Source organism: Planobacterium oryzisoli (genome assembly GCF_015354315.1).
In the GTDB taxonomy this organism is placed as follows: Bacteria; Bacteroidota; Bacteroidia; order Flavobacteriales; family Weeksellaceae; genus Planobacterium_A; species Planobacterium_A oryzisoli.
On record NZ_JADKYY010000002.1, the window covers coordinates 215103 to 232798 of the forward strand.

The 17696-nt window shown below is 41.7% G+C and carries 11 protein-coding genes and 1 tRNA gene; 9 read left to right on the top strand and 3 right to left on the bottom strand.

Annotated features, from left to right (window positions below; translation table 11 throughout):
* Nucleotides 1-13: 13 nt before the first annotated feature.
* The 6 genes from IC612_RS02590 (at nucleotide 14) to IC612_RS02615 (ending at nucleotide 12201) form a co-directional block, all read left to right on the top strand.
* A complete protein-coding gene (locus IC612_RS02590) occupies nucleotides 14-2890 on the top strand; it encodes a multicopper oxidase domain-containing protein (RefSeq protein ID WP_262892248.1) in 2877 nt (958 codons plus the stop codon).
* Nucleotides 2891-3163: 273 nt separating this feature from the next.
* Entirely contained in the window at nucleotides 3164-3484 is a 321-nt protein-coding gene (locus tag IC612_RS02595; RefSeq protein WP_194738612.1) for a DUF6660 family protein, read from the top strand.
* Between the two features lie 112 nt (nucleotides 3485-3596).
* Nucleotides 3597-7925 (top strand): CusA/CzcA family heavy metal efflux RND transporter, encoded by a 4329-nt coding sequence (locus IC612_RS02600; protein ID WP_194738613.1) that lies wholly within the window; start codon nucleotides 3597-3599, stop codon nucleotides 7923-7925.
* Between the two features lie 20 nt (nucleotides 7926-7945).
* Nucleotides 7946-9181, top strand: a complete 1236-nt coding sequence (locus IC612_RS02605; RefSeq protein ID WP_194738614.1) for an efflux RND transporter periplasmic adaptor subunit — start codon at nucleotides 7946-7948, stop codon at nucleotides 9179-9181.
* Between the two features lie 49 nt (nucleotides 9182-9230).
* A complete protein-coding gene (locus IC612_RS02610; protein ID WP_194738615.1) occupies nucleotides 9231-11333 on the top strand; it encodes a heavy metal translocating P-type ATPase in 2103 nt (700 codons plus the stop codon).
* 682 nt (nucleotides 11334-12015) lie between these two features.
* A complete protein-coding gene (locus IC612_RS02615; RefSeq protein WP_194738616.1) occupies nucleotides 12016-12201 on the top strand; it encodes a GyrI-like domain-containing protein in 186 nt (61 codons plus the stop codon).
* A gap of 232 nt (nucleotides 12202-12433) precedes the next feature.
* Here IC612_RS02615 and IC612_RS02620 read toward each other — a convergent pair.
* Nucleotides 12434-12507: transfer RNA gene (locus IC612_RS02620), tRNA-Arg, on the bottom strand.
* 261 nt (nucleotides 12508-12768) lie between these two features.
* On the opposite strand from IC612_RS02620, the gene IC612_RS02625 reads away from it, so the two are divergent.
* The 3 genes from IC612_RS02625 to IC612_RS02635 are packed head-to-tail and all read left to right on the top strand — an operon-like array spanning nucleotide 12769 to nucleotide 16324.
* Entirely contained in the window at nucleotides 12769-13599 is an 831-nt protein-coding gene (locus tag IC612_RS02625; RefSeq protein ID WP_194738617.1) for an ABC transporter substrate-binding protein, read from the top strand.
* A 36-nt stretch (nucleotides 13600-13635) separates the two neighbouring features.
* Nucleotides 13636-14280, top strand: a complete 645-nt coding sequence (gene mtgA / locus IC612_RS02630; protein ID WP_194738618.1) for a monofunctional biosynthetic peptidoglycan transglycosylase — start codon at nucleotides 13636-13638, stop codon at nucleotides 14278-14280.
* Nucleotides 14281-14290: 10 nt separating this feature from the next.
* Complete coding sequence (locus IC612_RS02635; RefSeq protein WP_194738619.1) at nucleotides 14291-16324, top strand: recombinase; 2034 nt, start codon at nucleotides 14291-14293, stop codon at nucleotides 16322-16324.
* On the opposite strand, the gene IC612_RS02640 is transcribed toward IC612_RS02635, so the two are convergent.
* Both IC612_RS02640 and recF read right to left on the bottom strand, forming a co-directional pair.
* Nucleotides 16302-16595 carry a DciA family protein gene (locus IC612_RS02640; protein WP_194738620.1) on the bottom strand — a complete coding sequence of 98 codons (294 nt, stop codon included), beginning with the start codon at nucleotides 16593-16595 and terminating at the stop codon, nucleotides 16302-16304. The two genes, IC612_RS02635 and IC612_RS02640, sit on opposite strands and share 23 nt — an antisense overlap.
* A complete protein-coding gene (gene recF / locus IC612_RS02645; protein WP_194738621.1) occupies nucleotides 16595-17674 on the bottom strand; it encodes a DNA replication/repair protein RecF in 1080 nt (359 codons plus the stop codon). The genes IC612_RS02640 and recF overlap by 1 nt, the downstream gene beginning before the upstream one ends.
* Nucleotides 17675-17696: the final 22 nt, after the last annotated feature.

Below are 17696 nucleotides of genomic sequence, written 5' to 3' on the forward strand. Positions count from 1 at the left end.
TCTATTTATGGCAATGTCCATAAACAGTTATTCACAGAGCACCAAAACCGTGTACACCTGCCCGATGCATCCGCAGGTCGTGAAATCAGCACCCGGTAACTGCCCCATTTGCGGTATGACCTTGGTGAAGAAAACCGTTACTGAGAAAAAAACGGCGGCCAAATCCGCGCCCGCTCCTAAAAAGGCCACCGTAGTTAAAAAAACTACGGGTAAGAAACCTGAAATTACCGCTGCAAAAACAAAGACGGTAACGGAAGTTAAAAAACCGGTGATGCCAAAGACTAAAGCAGTACCGAAAGACCCAGCGAGCATCAAAACGCCGGAACATTCAACACCTGCTCCGCATCAGCATGAAGCAGCGCAAAAGATGTACACTTGTCCGATGCACCCCGAGGTGGTTTCGGACAAACCCGGAAAGTGTCCCAAGTGCGGTATGAATCTGGTCCCTCAGAAGGAAAGCGGCCGGCATCAGGCTACCGGCAAAACCCCGGAACATCAAACTTCAGATGCGCATCAGCATGAAGAAGCGCAAAAGATGTACACCTGCCCGATGCATCCCGAGGTGATATCGAACAAACCCGGAAAGTGTCCCAAGTGCGGTATGAATCTGGTCCTTCAAGAAAAAAAAGAAGATCATTCTGCACACGGAAACATGCAGATACATGGTGAACACAAAATGGTCATGCCCATGCCTGAAAAAAACCTAAAAGGCGGGCGCAAAGTGACCTACCATCTTTATGTGAAAGACACCCTGGTAAATTTCGCGGGCAAACAGAAACGCGCCATTGCCGTAAACGGGCAGATTCCGATGCCAAAGCTGGAGTTTTATGAGGGCGATACGGCGGAAGTGATTGTCCATAATTTAATGGACGAAGAAACTTCTCTGCACTGGCACGGTCTTCATCTTCCAAATAAAGAAGATGGGGTTCCCTGGCTTACCCAGAAACCCATTCCACCACATTCAACCTACACGTATTCGTTTCCGATCATCCAAAACGGAACCCACTGGTATCACTCACATACTGGCCTGCAGGAGCAGATTGGAATGTATGGGATGATGATTCTGAAAAAACGTCCCGAAGATCCTACTTTCCGGCCGGGGATTGATGATTTGCCCACAGAGCACATTATCCTGAGCGAGTGGACAAACCTGAACCCCAATAATGTTCAGCGGATGCTTCGCAACGCCAATGACTGGTTCGCAATAAAAAAAGGCAGTACTCAAAGTTATGCAGAAGCCATAAAAGAGGGACACTTTAAGACAAAACTCACCAACGAATGGAAGCGGATGCTTGCCATGGACGTGAGTGACATTTATTATGACGCCTTTCTGATTAACGGTAAAACAGAAAGCCAGCTCGCAGGATACAAAGCCGGTGACAAAGTGCGGCTTCAAATCGCCAACGGCGGTGCTTCCTCCTATTTTTGGCTCAATTATGCAGGAGGAAAAATTAAAGTAGTGGCCAGTGATGGATTGGACATTGAACCGGTAGAAGTGGACCGTCTTATTCTGGCAGTTTCTGAAACAGTGGATATCGTAGTGGAAATTCCTGAAAAAAACACCTCCTACGAACTCCTTGTTACACCTGAAGACCGCACAAAATCTGCGTCAGTGTTTATTGGAGAAGGAGCTAAGAAATCCCATGATCCATTACCCAAACTCAAATACTTTGAAGGGATGAAGATGATGAACGACATGATGAAGATGAATGGTGACATGAAAGATATGGGCATGAAGATGAGTTATCAGACGATGGATATGAATCAGGTGATGTATCCTGAAATTAGTGCTGAAAATAATGCAGCAATGCCGATGGACAAGATGGACAACAACGATGCGCAAATGGATCACTCACAGCATCAGATGCCTGCTTCCGGGATTACCACATTGAATTATGGGATGATGAAATCGCCTTATGACACTTCACTCCCGAAAGACAGTCCCGTGCGCGAGCTCAAGTTTACCCTTACGGGAAACATGAACCGCTACGTTTGGAGCATGGACGATAGAGTCCTGGCAGAATCGGACAAAATATTGGTAAAAAAAGGGGAAATTCTCCGCATTACCCTTTTCAATAACTCAATGATGCGTCACCCGATGCACCTGCACGGTTTTGATTTTCGGGTACTCAACAAAAATGGCCTTCAGGCACCCCTCAAAAATGTGTTGGATATTATGCCGATGGAAACTAATGTCATCGAATTTGAAGCTAAAACTGATGGGGACTGGTTTTTCCACTGTCACATCCTCTATCACATGATGGCGGGGATGAACCGTGTTTTTGCTGTTGGTGATTATCAGAATCCTTTGCTTCCCGATAAAGCTTCAGCTTACAAAAAGCTTCAGCGCGAAAGTAACATGTGGCACCTGATGGCCGAAAACGATTTCGCCACCAATGGTAACGACGGGATGGCGAGAATTTCAAATGCCCGCTGGGAATTGGGAACAGAATGGCGTTTAGGTTACAATTCCCATCACGGCTACGAGGTGGAAACCCAACTCGGCAGGTATGTGGACCGTATGCAGTGGCTGAAACCATTTATCGGATTTAACTATCGTTATAGAAAGATTGACAGGAATAATATTGAAAAAAACCTTTTTGGACAGGCATCTACTAAAGATGAAAGAAAAACTTTCAGCGCTGGTATCATGTATAAACTCCCGATGTTGGTGGACCTGCAGGCAGAAATATTTACAGACGGAATTGTAAGGTTCCAGCTGACACGTGAAGACATTCCGTTGACTGCGCGTTTGCGTGGGGCATTCATGGTCAATACCGACAAAGAATATATGGCAGGTCTTAAATATATCGTCACAAAAAATATCGGAATCTCAACCCACTACGACAGCGATATGAGCTGGGGTGCAGGGATTACTTTGAATTATTAAACAGTTATTGACTAGTAACTTTTGGTGGAGTGCAATAGGTAAAATAAAGACCGGTTGCACTCTTTTTTTATGCGTATCAGGTCAACTAGGTTTACTAATGAATATTCTTTTAATAAAAGTACAGTGACATCGTGTAAGCTTACGCGGATAGTAATGCTTGCTTTGCCACAGCAAGTAACATAACGACAGTTCTATATCGTGCCTACAACATCCTAATTCAGTCCGATCCTTCTCAAATGCTTCAGTCAAAAAATATTTTCCTAAATTAGCCCTGTGAAAATCTTCGCCTTTATTCTTTCCTTGTTCTTCATGGTACTCACGGTGGTGCCATGCAATGATAGTGCGAAGGGCCTGGGTGAAAAAGTGTGTCTGGCAGAAGATATTCATTTGGAACAAAATCAGGATCAACATGCAGATCTTTGTACGCCCTTCTGCGTCTGCAACTGTTGTGGAATCTCAATGACCGTTTTGCAGATCACGGAACTACTTCCTGAGAAAATTGTTGTTTTGATTAAAGATATTCTTCCTGAGAAGAATTACATCTACACGATTTCCGAACCTGCCGGCGTCTGGCAACCCCCCAAAATAGGTTAATACTTTTCCTTCGGATTTATATTCGTAGGATTATACGGCTATTAAATAGTCGTGCATTTCCGTGAACAATACGGAACATGCTTTATCCTTCAATTAACCTTAATTTTTACAAATGCTATATAAAATTATACAGTTTAGTGTAAAGAATAAGCTCATTATTGGGCTCATGACTTTCGCACTAATCATCTGGGGCGTGTATAGTGCTACTAAACTCCCATTGGATGCTGTACCTGACATCACCAATAATCAGGTTCAGATCATTACCAGTACACCCACATTAGCCGCACAGGAAACAGAACAGTTGGTCACCTATCCAATTGAACAGAGCCTCGCCAACATACCGGGAATTACCGAAATGAGGTCTATTTCACGATTTGGATTGTCCGTGGTTACTGTAGTCTTTGATGAAAGCGTGGATATTTACTTTGCCCGTCAACTGATTACTGAAAAACTGAAAGAGGCCGAGGAAAACATTCCACAAGGTATCGGTACGCCAGAAATGTCTCCGGTATCCACAGGCTTAGGAGAGATTTATCAATATGTTATTCACCCTAAAAAAGGGTCAGAAGACAAATACTCCGCTACTGATCTGCGAACCATGCAGGATTGGATTGTGGCCCGCCAACTCTACGGTACACCGGGCGTAGCTGAAATTAACAGTTTTGGCGGTAAACTTAAGCAGTACGAGGTGGCAATCAATCCGTACAGACTTAAAGCTATGAATGTGACTATTGCCGATATTTTCACAACCCTTCAGAAAAATAACGAAAATACAGGTGGTGCTTACATCGATAAAAAACCCAATGCATATTTTATTCGGGGAATCGGCCTTATTTCATCTTTAGATGATATTTCCAATACCGTTATTAAAACTGTTAATGGCATTCCGGTACTTATAAAAGATGTTGCGGAAACCCGAATTGGCAGTGCTGTCAGATATGGTGCATTAACTTATAATGGCGATAAAGAAGCGGTAGGTGGTATTGTTATGATGCTGAAAGGTGAAAATTCGGCGGAAGTGGTGAGCCGGGTTAAAGAAAAGATGAGCACCATACAAAAATCGCTGCCCCCGGATATTATCGTGGAACCTTTTCTGGATCGGACGAGTTTAGTTGACCGTGCTATACGCACCGTAGAAACAAATTTGGTAGAAGGAGCACTTATAGTCGTTCTTGTGCTGGTTCTGTTTCTTGGCAATTTTCGGGCAGGGCTTATTGTTGCGTCGGCAATACCATTATCGCTTCTTTTTGCACTCGGGATGATGAACGTCTTTGGCGTTAGTGCAAATTTGATGAGTCTTGGTGCAATTGACTTTGGACTTATTGTAGATGGTGCTGTAATTATTGTTGAAGCTACCCTGCATTTTCTTGCTGTCCACCACCGTTCCCAGAAACTGTCTCAACATACGATGGACCAGGCTGTACAGTCAAGTGCAAAAAAGATGATGAGTTCGGCGGTGTTCGGCCAGATCATTATCCTCATTGTATATCTCCCTATCCTTTCACTTCAGGGGATTGAAGGTAAAATGTTCCGCCCAATGGCAGAGACGGTGTCTTTTGCAATTATAGGGGCATTAATACTCTCGCTGACCTATATACCAATGATGTCCGCCTTATTTCTGTCTAAAAATATAAGCGCCAAAAAAACTTTCGCAGATAAAATAATGGCGAAGATCAGGAATTTTTATCTGCCCCTTTTGCAGAAAGCTATTGCATTTAAATATGCAGTTGTTGGCGGTGCGGTGGCGCTGCTTGCGGTTTCGCTGTTTCTGTTTTCCCGGATGGGTGGTGAATTTATACCCCAATTGCAGGAAGGTGATTTTGCTGTGCACTGTATACTTCCACAAGGTACTTCTCTTTCTCAGAGCATTGAGACCTCTATGCAGGCAAGCCGTATTCTGAAATCTTTTTCTGAAGTGAACACAGTGGTGGGTAAAACCGGTAGTGCGGAAGTCCCCACTGACCCAATGCCGCCCGAAGCAACTGACCTTATCGTAACCCTAAAACCAAAAAAAGAGTGGAAGGACAGTGGTAAATCTTATGAGGATTTGAGCGCTGAGATGATGGAGAAGCTTGAAATGATTCCGGGAGTATTCTTCGAAGTATCCCAACCAATACAGATGCGCTTCAACGAATTGATGACAGGGGTTCGGCAGGATGTAGCAGTTAAAATATTTGGTGAAAACATAGACACCCTTGCGAAACTGGCACCGGAAGTTGCCAAAATAGTACAAACAGTAGAAGGTGCCACCGAACCACAAATTGAACAGACGGTGGGTTTACCCCAGATAACCATTACTTACGACAGGGCCAGGCTGGCCTCTTATGGATTGAATATTGAGGATATAAACCATACAGTGAGCACCGCTTTTGCGGGCGAAACCGCTGGGGTGGTATTTGAGGACGAAAGAAAGTTTAATTTGGTCGCACGGCTCGACAGTGTTAACCGAAGTTCTATCGACGATGTGAGTAACCTGTTTATTCCAACTGAAAACGGCGTGCAAATCCCTCTTTCTCAGGTAGCAAAGGTTGAATATAAAGACGGACCGGCGCAAATCAGTCGTGAAGATGGCAAGCGCCGGATTGTTGTAGGCTTTAATGTAAAAGATAGAGATGTAGAAAGTGTAGTAACTGAAATTCAGAGTAAACTTAATGATGCAAACATCTTACCCGCCGGCTATTACTTTACATATGGTGGAACATTCGAAAATTTGAAGCAGGCCTCTTCCCGATTGCAAATAGCAGTCCCGGTAGCCCTAGCTCTTATTTTTCTTTTACTGTACTTCACCTTCCGTAACTTCAAAGACGGCATACTTATTTTTACCGCAATACCAATGAGTGCTATCGGTGGGGTCTTTGCTCTGCTCATTAGGGATATGCCTTTCAGTATTTCAGCGGGAGTCGGCTTCATTGCGCTATTCGGGGTGGCAGTACTTAATGGAATTGTTTTAGTCAGCACCTTCAAGGATCTACAGAAATCCGGCGTTAACAATATTATCAGGAGAGTCATTCAGGGTACAACCACCAGGCTTCGTCCTGTGTTGATGACGGCGGCAGTCGCATCATTCGGATTCTTTCCTATGGCTTTTTCAAATGGTAGCGGCGCAGAAGTGCAGAGACCGCTGGCAACCGTGGTAATTGGAGGTCTCGTAACAGCCACCTTCCTTACCTTATTTGTCCTGCCTCTGCTGTATATCATATTTAATTCTAAGAATCAAATCAAAAACAAATTGAGAAATAGTAAAAACAAATCGTTTTTAACGCTAATAATTTTACTGTGCTCTTCCGTAGGTGCACTCAGTGCGCAGGAAAGAATTTCACCAAATGACGCAGTGAAAATAGCGTTAGAAAACAATCTACAGTACACTGTAAACACGGCGCAGGTAACTAAAGCTTTACTGGAAACCAGAACGGCGCGTGAAATCCCTAAGACCGGCATCTTCGTGGAGAACGAAGATATGAGACCAAGTGATCCGGACGGCGATTTTAAAATTGGAATCCAGCAGTCCATTCAGTGGCCCGGGTTATATAAAGCTAAAAGAAAATATTTTGAGGAGCAGTTGAAATTTCACCAGTTGAACAAAAACATGCTGGACGCGGTGATAAAAAGGGAAGTAAATACCGCTTTTTACCAGCTATGGTACCTTCAGGATGTGGGTAAACTCTACCAAAAACTGAATGAGTATTATACGTCCATGTACAAAGCAGCTAATCTTCGTTTCAAAACTGGCGAAGCTGCAGGACTAGAAAACATTGCTGCCGAAGCACGGATGAAGGAGCTGCAGGCGCAGAGACAGCAAAACCAACAGAATATTTCAGCACAGCAGCAGCAGTTGAGCCTTTTTCTCAATACTCATGTGCTGTACTTACCGGAAGACACCAATTTGCGGAAACTGGATGTGGATGATTTTCCCTCAGACAGTTTGCATCCTTCATTGGCACTGCAGCAGCAAAATATCGAAATTGCACGAGCTAATATAGATGTTCAGAAAATGCAGAATAAACCTGACTTTTCCGGCCGGGTATTCTCCCAGAGATTATACGGAATGAAAGATCCCATAACCGGCTTTTCTGTAGCGGTAGAATTTCCCATTTTTGGAAAAACTGCCTATAAAGCCAAATTGCAGGCTGCCGAAGCAGAAGTTGAAATTCAGCAGTCGCAGCTGCGCTATCAGGAAAGCCAATTCGCTGCACAAACGCGCACCAGCTACACCGAAATTCTAAAAGCTTCTGAAATGCTTAAATATTATGAAAGTATAGGTTTGAAACAGGCAGACCAGATCTTTGATGCGGCAATGTTAAGTTACAAAGCAGGTGAAATAGGTTTTTCTGAAATGCACCAGTTCTTTACCCAGGCAATAGACATCAGAAAAAATTATCTGATTGCATTAAACGAGTACAACATGGCCGTAATTCAATATAACTATTACATTAAAAATTAAGTTCAAAAAGAGAATATAACATGAAAAAATATATCACCCTTATTTTTGCAGTCTCTGTCTTGTTGACAGGATGTAAAAAAGAATCAGAAGTTACTGAAACCAAAAATACACCTGAAGTGGAGAAGGTTGATGAACATGAAGATCCGAACGTCGCACATTTCACGGAGGAACAAATAAAGACTGTTGGAATTCAAATGGGTAGTATCGAAAGTAAGGAACTTTCTAATACCATAAAAGTAAGCGGTATGCTGACGGTGCCTAACCAGAATAAGGCATTTGTTACGCCCTCGTACAGCGGTATAGTACGCTCCCTGTACGTACAGCCTGGAAGCTATGTATCAAAGGGAAAAGTTATAGCAACCATTTCAAACCCCGATTTAATTGTGATGCAGCAGCAGCTTCAGCAGGTTAATGGTCAGATCAGAATGGCAGAACTGGAAGTTACCCGTGCCCAGCAGCTTTATAAAGGTAATGCCGCGCCGCTAAAGAAATTTCAGCAGGCACAGACAGATCTTGCAACATTAAGAAGCCAGCGCTCCGGACTGCAGAAACAGCTGGGCAGCATTGGGGCTGCTCAGGGTTACAGCTCGTCCCTTTCTGTTCGCGCGCCCATCAGCGGAACGGTAAGTAAAGTGATAGCGCAAATAGGGAGTAATGTGGACATGGCTTCGCCAATTGCCGAAATTGTAAGCAACTCAGCGCTTCATTTGGATATCTATGTATATGAAAAAGATCTGGGTAAAGTACAACCGGGGCAAACCATTCACTTTACATTAACAAACAGTCCAGGAAAGGAGTACGATGCAAAAATAACTTCAATAGGTACAGCCTTTGAAGGAGAAAGTAAAACTGTTCCTGTTCACGCGCAAGTCGTTGGAGACCGGACAGGTCTTATTGATGGCATGAATGTTGCCGCAGTCATAAGTCTTGATAATCAAACTGCTGCATCCGTTCCTACCGAAGCTATAGTGAATGATAAGGGTCAGGATTTTATCTTTATTATACAGAACGAGCCCGAAGAAGAAGGAAAAAACGAAAAAGTATCAGCTTTAAAAAAGGAAAGTAACAAAAAAACAACTGAGGAAAAGGAAGTAAGCTTTGAGAAAATTCCGGTTGCGAAAGGAGTTACAGATTTGGGCTATACTCAAATTACACCTTTAAAAATAATTCCCGGCAATGCTAAAGTAGTAGTTAAAAATGCCTTCTTTATCTTAGCTAAAATGAATAATAAGGGAGAGGAAGGTCATGGACATTAAGAAATAGTACGTCAAAATAAAAACTACAATACATTATTAAATATAACTTATGTCAAATAATAAATTACATATACATACCTACGACGAAAATGGCAATCAATTGTGCTGCACGCCGCAGGAAGGCAAGATATACAAAGATGCAGGCGCTAAAGTTCTGATCGAGGACAGCTGTTGCAGTGTCACTGACAAAGCATATAGTTCCGCAAAAAAATCACCGTCAGGGTCTAAGAAACTGACCGAGGATGATGAACATACGGAGGATGATGGTCACGACCATTCCATAGCGGGGAAATCAACTTTTCAGCTGTTTCTGCCTGCAATTATTTCCTTCGTGATTTTGATGGTGGGATTAGCGATGGATCATCTGATTCCTCAATTTTGGTTTAAAGATCGGGTGCGTATTATTTGGTACGCCGCAGCCTATCTGCCGGTAGGTTTACCGGTTCTGAAAGAAGCGTTTGAAAGTATCAGGAAGGGAGATGTATTTTCGGAGTTTTTCCTAATGTCCATCGCCACGATTGGGGCTTTCGCCATTGATGAATATCCGGAAGGGGTTGCGGTAATGCTGTTTTACTCCGTGGGCGAAGTATTCCAGACTCTAGCGGTTCAGCGCGCAAAAGGTAATATTGCGAAACTGTTAGATCAGCGTCCCGATGAAGTGACCATCTTGGTTGATAACCGCCCACAAACGGTAAAAGCTGCGGACGTTGCACTGGATTCGGTTATTCAGTTGAAACCGGGAGAAAAACTGGCCCTGGATGGAATTTTAATTTCAGACAGTGCTTCGTTCAATACTTCAGCACTTACTGGCGAAAGCAAACCGGATACAAAACAGAAAAACGATATCGTCCTTGCAGGAATGATTAACCTGAATACGGTAGCAAAAGTGCAGGTCAATACCCTCTACAATGATTCGAAACTTTCAAAGATTCTGGAATTGGTACAGAATGCGACTGCCCAGAAAGCACCCACTGAATTGTTTATCAGGAAATTTGCGCGCATCTATACCCCAATTGTGGTGTTTCTCGCCGTGGCAATTTGTCTGGTACCGTATTTTTTTGTGGATGAATATATTTTCCGGGACTGGTTATATCGCGCCCTTATATTCCTGGTAATATCCTGTCCATGTGCATTAGTGATTAGTATTCCACTCGGATACTTTGGTGGAATTGGTGCCGCAAGCAGAAATGGAATTTTATTTAAGGGTAGTAACTTTTTGGATGCGTTAGCAGAGGTCAAAAATGTGGTAATGGATAAAACCGGAACCATGACTGAAGGTGTATTCAAAGTACAGACCGTAAATCTGAAACCGGAATTCGAGCGGGATTTAATTCTAAAATTAGTGAATGTAATCGAAAATTCATCAACCCATCCGGTGGCAACTGCAATTCATGAACACCTCGGTGAACCCGACCATACTGTTATTCTCGACAATGTAGAGGAAATAGCGGGACATGGCCTGAAAGGATCATATCAGGGAAAAGAGTTACTCGTAGGAAACTTTAAACTGATGAATAAATTCAACATCCCATATGATGTAAATCCAAATGATATTGTAGAAACATTGATTGCCGTTGCTTATGAAGGCAAATTTGCGGGATACCTTACCATTGCGGATAGCATCAAAGAAGACGCTGCCGAAACTGTACAGAAACTTCAAAGTTTAGGAGTAAAAGTTACCATGTTGAGCGGTGATAAATCAACCGTGGTCAAAGCTGTGGCAGGAAAACTGGGCATACCTAATGCTTTTGGCGATTTATTGCCGGAAGATAAAGTGAATAAAGTCAAAGAAATAAAAGCACGGAATGAAACGGTTGCATTTGTTGGCGACGGAGTCAACGATGCGCCGGTTGTAGCTTTAAGTGATATCGGCATAGCGATGGGTGGCCTTGGGAGTGATGCCACCATTGAAACCGCTGATGTAGTAATTCAGGACGACAAACCTTCAAAAATCCCTATGGCCATTAATATTGGCAAGCAAACCAAAAAAATTGTTTGGCAGAACATCGCGTTGGCCTTTGGGGTAAAAGCCGTGGTTTTAGTACTGGGGGCGGGAGGTTTGGCCACGATGTGGGAAGCCGTCTTTGCAGATGTAGGCGTAGCTCTTCTCGCCATTTTAAATGCAGTAAGGATTCAGAAAATGAAATTTTAAACAAAGCGGGCTTCGGTCCGTTTTTTTTGCGTGTTGGGATCAAACAGTAATGTGTTGCGTATAATCCCCAGCCAGCCGTTAGGATAGTTATAATTTAAAAAGTTTGTCTCCCTCTAGAAAACCAGCAGTTTCCGACACCCTTTTATAGGATGCAGAAAAAAGGGTCAGAGAGTTGGCAGTTGAGCCCGTAAATTCATTCAATAAATGCTTGTCTCAGCGGAATGATATAGTGATTTTATTCACCTACAGCACCGCGCACAGCAATATTCCGTCTGTGCCGGTGGACGTACCGCCATGACAACTGTATACCAGTTGTTCTCCAATGTTCTGAATAAGATACCATTACAAAGATGTCGTTTTATACTAAAAAAATTACCCAGAGTCAATTTCAAACTGATTTCGCGTTGGTCACTTTGCTAAGGAGACCTGCATCAATTTTCCGTATTCTCTCAACTGACATTTAAAAACGAAAATCCGCTGGCGGGTGACAAAATGTAATAATTAACGTTGTGAAGGTTTGAGATTTGAGTGTGTTTAGTCCCTACATCTAAAATCAGTGACTAAATCGGGGATTGTTTAATGGTTTATACGATGCTTTATACTTTTATAAAATCATCTAACTTACTTATTGTGAGCAATATGATGACCTACATTGCTTTATTGGTTTAAACAAAAACTCCCTGTGGGAAGATTTGAAATAATTCTACAGGATTTTGCAATTTCGTGGACTGCCATATACGAATGGATGAATGCAAATGGATACCACTCTACGGAACAAAGACCTTTCGAAATTATTTACAACAACTATAAGGAACATCCCGAGCAAAAATGTATTGTCGATTTCTTTATCCCAGTGCATAAAAACTAGTGTAGAAATTTTTTCTTTTGATGAATTGGATGTTAAATGAACCGAAGATAATTCTTTGATTTCACGTTGTTTATAGCGTGAACTAAGTTATATTTTTAATGTTTTCTACCTTGTGTGGTGCTTAAATTATGTCCGTTGAATGCTACCATTTCAGAAGCATTATTTTTAGAGTAGTTCAATAAAAAAAACAAACGCAACATGCATTATTTCAGCTTGTTGCGTTTTAAAACTGTGAGCGCAGGAGGAGTCGAACCCCCAACCTTCAGAGCCGTAATCTGACGCTCTATCCAATTGAGCTATGCACCCGTTTTTAGGTTTGCAAATATAACACTTTTTTGTTTCCTTTGAAAGATGAGAGCGAATTTTTTTATTTTTTTACTCACTATTTTTTTGGTGGGATGTTCAAAAAAAGCAGATTCTGCATCCGAATCTGCCGTAATAATTACAAAGTCTCTAAGGTATAGCGAACTTGATTCTCATTTAGAAGTATATTCTGGTAAACACACTATTGAAATACCTAGAAGCAAGTTACCTTTTAAAAGAACCGTTTTTCTAAATGCAAGTCTTTTGGGATATATCACTGCTTTGCATCTGGAAAGCTCGGTTGTGGGTGTTTCTAGTCCAGAGTATATCTATTCTTCTGTATTACGATCAGCAGTCGAGAAACAGCAAATTCAAAATGTGGGAAATGAACAAAAATATGATGTAGAAAGAATTCTTTCCTTACAACCGGATGCTGTGTTCACCAACTACCTAAGCTCCTTTGAATCTACCTATAAAATGTTGCGGGACAATGGAGTGACTGTGATTTTTCTTGATGAATATAAAGAATCTGTTCCATTGGATAAAACGAAGTATTTACTGCTTTTTGGAAAACTTTTTAACAAAGAGAAGCAGGCACAGACGCTTCTAGAAAGTGTGACTGCTTCCTATAATACAATGCGTTCCAAGATTCAGGATAAATCGAATATGCCGCAAGTGCTTGTAAATGAAATGTACGGAAACCATTGGTTCGTGCCAGGTAATGAATCGCAACTTGCCAATTTCATTGCCCATGCAGGAGGCAAATACATTTTTAGTAAACTCCCTGGAGAGCAGGCTGTCCCTCTTAGTTTTGAACAGGTACTTGTGGAATCCAATGGCGCGAATGTCTGGATTAATGCCGGAAACCATTTATCCCGAAAGCAAATGCTCGCACTTAATCCGCTCTATTCAAAATTGGATGTGTTCAACAATGGTCGAATATACTCTATAACGGGGAGGATAAAGGGTAAATCCAATGACTTTTTTGAGTCCGGTGTCGTCAGAGCTGATATTGTCCTAAAGGATTATATTCGTATTTTTCATCCCGACCTTGTGCCAGGTGGGCAATTGTTTTATTTAAAAGAAATTAAATAAAGGTTCCTTGGTATTTTAGTATTTTTGCTGCTAACTATGTGGAAACTTCTTAAAAAACTTTTGTGGATTATCTTCTGGGCAAATGTGTTGGGTATCCTTCTCGGTAGATTTTTTAACCCCCCGGTAACCATCACGCAAATCGAGGGGTTTTTAGAATACGGCAAATTAGACCGTGACTACATTTCTAGTGAAGAGATGGGAACGCACATAAAGAAGGCGGTAATAGCTGCCGAAGATCAAAAATTTTATTCTCATAACGGGTTTGATTACCAAGCTATTGAAAAGGCATTGGAGAATAACGAAAAAGGAAAAAAATTGCGGGGAGGTAGTACTATTTCGCAACAGACCGCAAAGAATGTATTTCTTTGGCAGGAAAGAAGTTATCTAAGAAAGGTTCTAGAAGCTTTCTATACCTTTGTCATAGAATATGCTTGGGGAAAAAATATAATACTAGAGCGCTATCTCAATAGTATAGAGATGGGGCAGGGGGTCTTTGGAATAGAGGCTGCCTCGCATTATTATTACGGTAAGAAGGCTTCAAATCTCACCCGGGCGCAAGCTGCTATGATTGCCGCGGTGCTGCCAAGTCCTAAGAAGTACGATCCAAAAAACCCCTCTTCTTACTTAAGAAAAAGGCAGCAATGGATATTAAGGCAAATGAAGTACGTCCAACTTAAGTAAAAAGTAAACTATGGCACTATTTACCAGGACCAAGGTTGATTTTGGTACTTTATTCAAAAAGTATTTCAGTTTCAAGAATGAGACTAAATCCCTGGAGCCTCTCTATGAGATTTTCCATAGTGTCAAAAGATATCCTTTTAGTAGTGTGCTGGCATTCTTTAAGGAAAATCCCGACATCACCAACAACTTCAGCACGTATCTTACAAATCTTTTTAAAGACAAACCGTTTAATCTTTCTTTGACGGAGGCTAATATTCTATCTGAAAATGCGTTTCTTCCAGAACTTCGTAAACGGGCCTTGGATATTGTTCTTCCACCTGTAGGTAATGAGAACTCCGTTTGGTTCTTGGTGGATTACATCTTTGTACGGCCTGGTAGTGATTTTCGCTATATGAGAGAAGTGCCCCAGGAGCAATTGGATGAATTATTCAGACTATTGCGCATGGATAGTATTATTCTTTCCAGAAGTGTAAAACGGGAGCTTTTATTCTCGGCCAATATCTTAGCGTGGCGAGCGGTAGGAAATGCTCTGGATACCGGAGTGATGAATATGGTGCCAGAATACCGGAACTATGATAATCCCTTTCTTGCCCTCCAAGACGAAATGGACTTATTAAAAGTGGAGTTTGGAAAAAATCCAGATTTTCATTTCACTTCAAAGGATCCGCAGTATAAGCAGATCAAAATCTATTTAGAGCAGTGTTTGGTTTTTATTGAGACTGCTTTCAAGAATTCATCACGTTACGGTATCACTGGAAAAATTAATCAGTCTCTCTTAAAAATTAAGCAGCAAATCGTCAGGGTATCAGAGATACTCGCCCTTTGGGTAATGGATTCACCGGAGGATGTGCTTAGGAATTCTAAGAAGCTGGTAATGAATGTATTGGAATACAAATCACACAAAAATAATATTTCCGAGCTTTTCAATGATTCCACTAGATTAAAGTCTCATTTGATAACCAACCACACGGCAGAAACAGGAGCCCACTACATAACATCCACTTTCAAGGAATATTCTGTGATGTTTTGGAATGCAAGTGGTGGTGGGGTCATTGTAGGAGCCCTCTGTGTGTTAAAGATGCTGTACAGCTTTGCGCCAGGATCTGAGTTCTCCCATGCTTTTATGTATGCATTTAATTATGCGATGGGATTTATAATGATTTATTTGATGGGTTTCACCCTTGCTACAAAGCAACCGGCCATGACTGCTGCCACTATGGCAAAAGTATTAAGTGAGGATCATAATACCCAAAAGAACTACAGGGACTTTGCGCACATCGTGTCACGTCTTTTCCGTACACAATTTATTGCCTTTATGGGAAATGTTTTATGGGCCTTTCCGGTAGCCTTACTTCTTATCTATGGAATAGATGTACTTTTCAACAATAACTTTGCATCAGAGAAGTCCACGGTGCTTCTGTCTGATTTGGATCCCATTAAATCAAAAGCATTACTGCACGCAAGTATTGCGGGTTTTTATCTGTTTTTGTCTGGAATCATTTCGGGGAATGTGGGGAATAATTCCGTATACTACCAAATTCCAGCAAGGATTGCAAAGAACCCTATCATTAAAACGGTCCTTGGTGAACGCGCTGCTAAATCACTGTCACGCTATTATTCAAGAAACTGGGCGGGAATAGTGTCCAATTTTTGGTTTGGAGTATTCCTGGGTGTGACTGGACCTATAGGTACCTTTTTAGGGGTGGATCTGGACATTCGACACATTACTTTTGCTGCAGGTAATTTCGCACTGGGACTATATGGGAAGGATTTTGATGTGGATGCTTATACGTTCTGGATTAGTTTTGTCACGGTATTTCTTATCGGTTTCTTTAATTTCTTGATTAGTTTTGGATTGTCAATGTTCTTGGCGATGCGCTCTAGGAAATTAACAACCGGGGGAATCAAAGAAATCCTGCGTGCGATTTGGAAATATTTTCTTTCCAATCCCATGCGATTTGTAATTCCTATTCGATCCGGTGAGCTTGATCAAAGATCCAAAGTCATTATGGAAAAGGCCTCTACAAGACCTGAAGATCATTAAATTCCTTATCGGAAAGCATTTCGTTAAGTCGAAATAGAATTTCGCTTCTGTGCTGGTGGAGCTCGGTTCTTAGTAGAGGGGAAGAGGTGCGCAAAATGATTGTGTTTTCACTGATAGCTGTATGGATTATTTGGTGCATAGCTTCGGGTCCAAGCACTTTTTCTATCGCCTTGTAAATAGTGGATTGCGTACTGTTGGAAAGCAAACCGTACTTTTTAGTAATCAATGACGTTACCTCCTTTGCAGTAAATTCCCTCTTTTTTTTTCGCATTAGATTTCAAATACTTTACTTTCCTCGTTGATTCGTTTTACAATGTTTTCAGTCCGTTCCTTGTGGGTATCGGTTATAAACATTTGGCCAAAATCCTGAGCGTTCACCAGCTGAATTAGCTGGGTCACACGGCTTTCATCCAATTTGTCAAAGATATCATCTAGAAGCAGAATTGGTTTTTTCCCGGCATGTTTTGTTAGATGTTCTGTCTGTGCTAATTTCAATGCAATTAAGAACGATTTTTGTTGTCCTTGCGAACCGGATTTTTTTAGTGGGTACCCATCTAAACCAAACCACAGATCGTCCTTGTGAATGCCTTGCCCCGTATAACTTAGCATTCGGTCTTTTTCTAGATTATTTCGAAGCAGGTGCATAGGGTCGGTGTCGTGGAGGTGCGAATGGTACTCCATTGCAATTTCTTCTTTTCCTAAAGAAAGCACTGAGTAATAATACTGGACGATAGGTGTGATGGTCTGGATAAAATCCCGTCGTACCTGGAAAATATTTGCTGCAAGTCTTGCCCAGGGCTCGTCGTAAATTTCCAAGGATTCAAGTTGAAATGTACGGTTTCTTTGAAAATATTTTAAGAGCGCGTTGCGCTGCTTGAGTATTTTTTGATACTGAATCAAATCGTGTAGATACTGGGAGTCCACCTGTGAAATCATACCGTCCATAAAGCGCCGGCGACTTTCTCCTGAATCGCTGATAAGATTAGAATCGTACGGTGAGATCATTACACTAGGTAAGAATCCAATATGTTCGGAAATACGCGTGTAGAGTTTTCCATTCTTTCGAATATGTTTTTTACCATCTTGTGCTTGGTGCACATTTAGTAAATGCTCCCTTTCTTCTTCTTCAATCAGTGCCTGAATAGTGAAGTATTCTGAGCCGCGTGTTATATTTTGAGTGTCGGAGGTTCCAAGGAAACTTTTACCCACAGAAAGGTAGTGTAGGGCATCAAGAACATTAGTTTTACCCGCACCATTATCGCCCACGAAACAATTGATTTGTCTGGAAAGTTCAAATTGCCTTTCCGGATGGTTCTTAAAATTAAGTAAACTGATGTTTCTTACCTGCACGAAATTGGGGATTATAGCCAGC

Bases quoted from the DNA above. Each gene is read 5' to 3' on its own strand.
- IC612_RS02605 (WP_194738614.1), top strand. From the start codon at position 7,946: ATGAAAAAATATATCACCCTTATTTTTGCAGTCTCTGTCTTGTTGACA.
- IC612_RS02590 (WP_262892248.1), top strand. From the start codon at position 14: ATGTCCATAAACAGTTATTCACAGAGCACCAAAACCGTGTACACCTGC.
- IC612_RS02640 (WP_194738620.1), bottom strand. From the start codon at position 16,595: ATGCGAAAAAAAAAGAGGGAATTTACTGCAAAGGAGGTAACGTCATTG.
- IC612_RS02610 (WP_194738615.1), top strand. From the start codon at position 9,231: ATGTCAAATAATAAATTACATATACATACCTACGACGAAAATGGCAAT.
- IC612_RS02635 (WP_194738619.1), top strand. From the start codon at position 14,291: ATGGCACTATTTACCAGGACCAAGGTTGATTTTGGTACTTTATTCAAA.
- IC612_RS02600 (WP_194738613.1), top strand. From the start codon at position 3,597: ATGCTATATAAAATTATACAGTTTAGTGTAAAGAATAAGCTCATTATT.
- mtgA (WP_194738618.1), top strand. From the start codon at position 13,636: ATGTGGAAACTTCTTAAAAAACTTTTGTGGATTATCTTCTGGGCAAAT.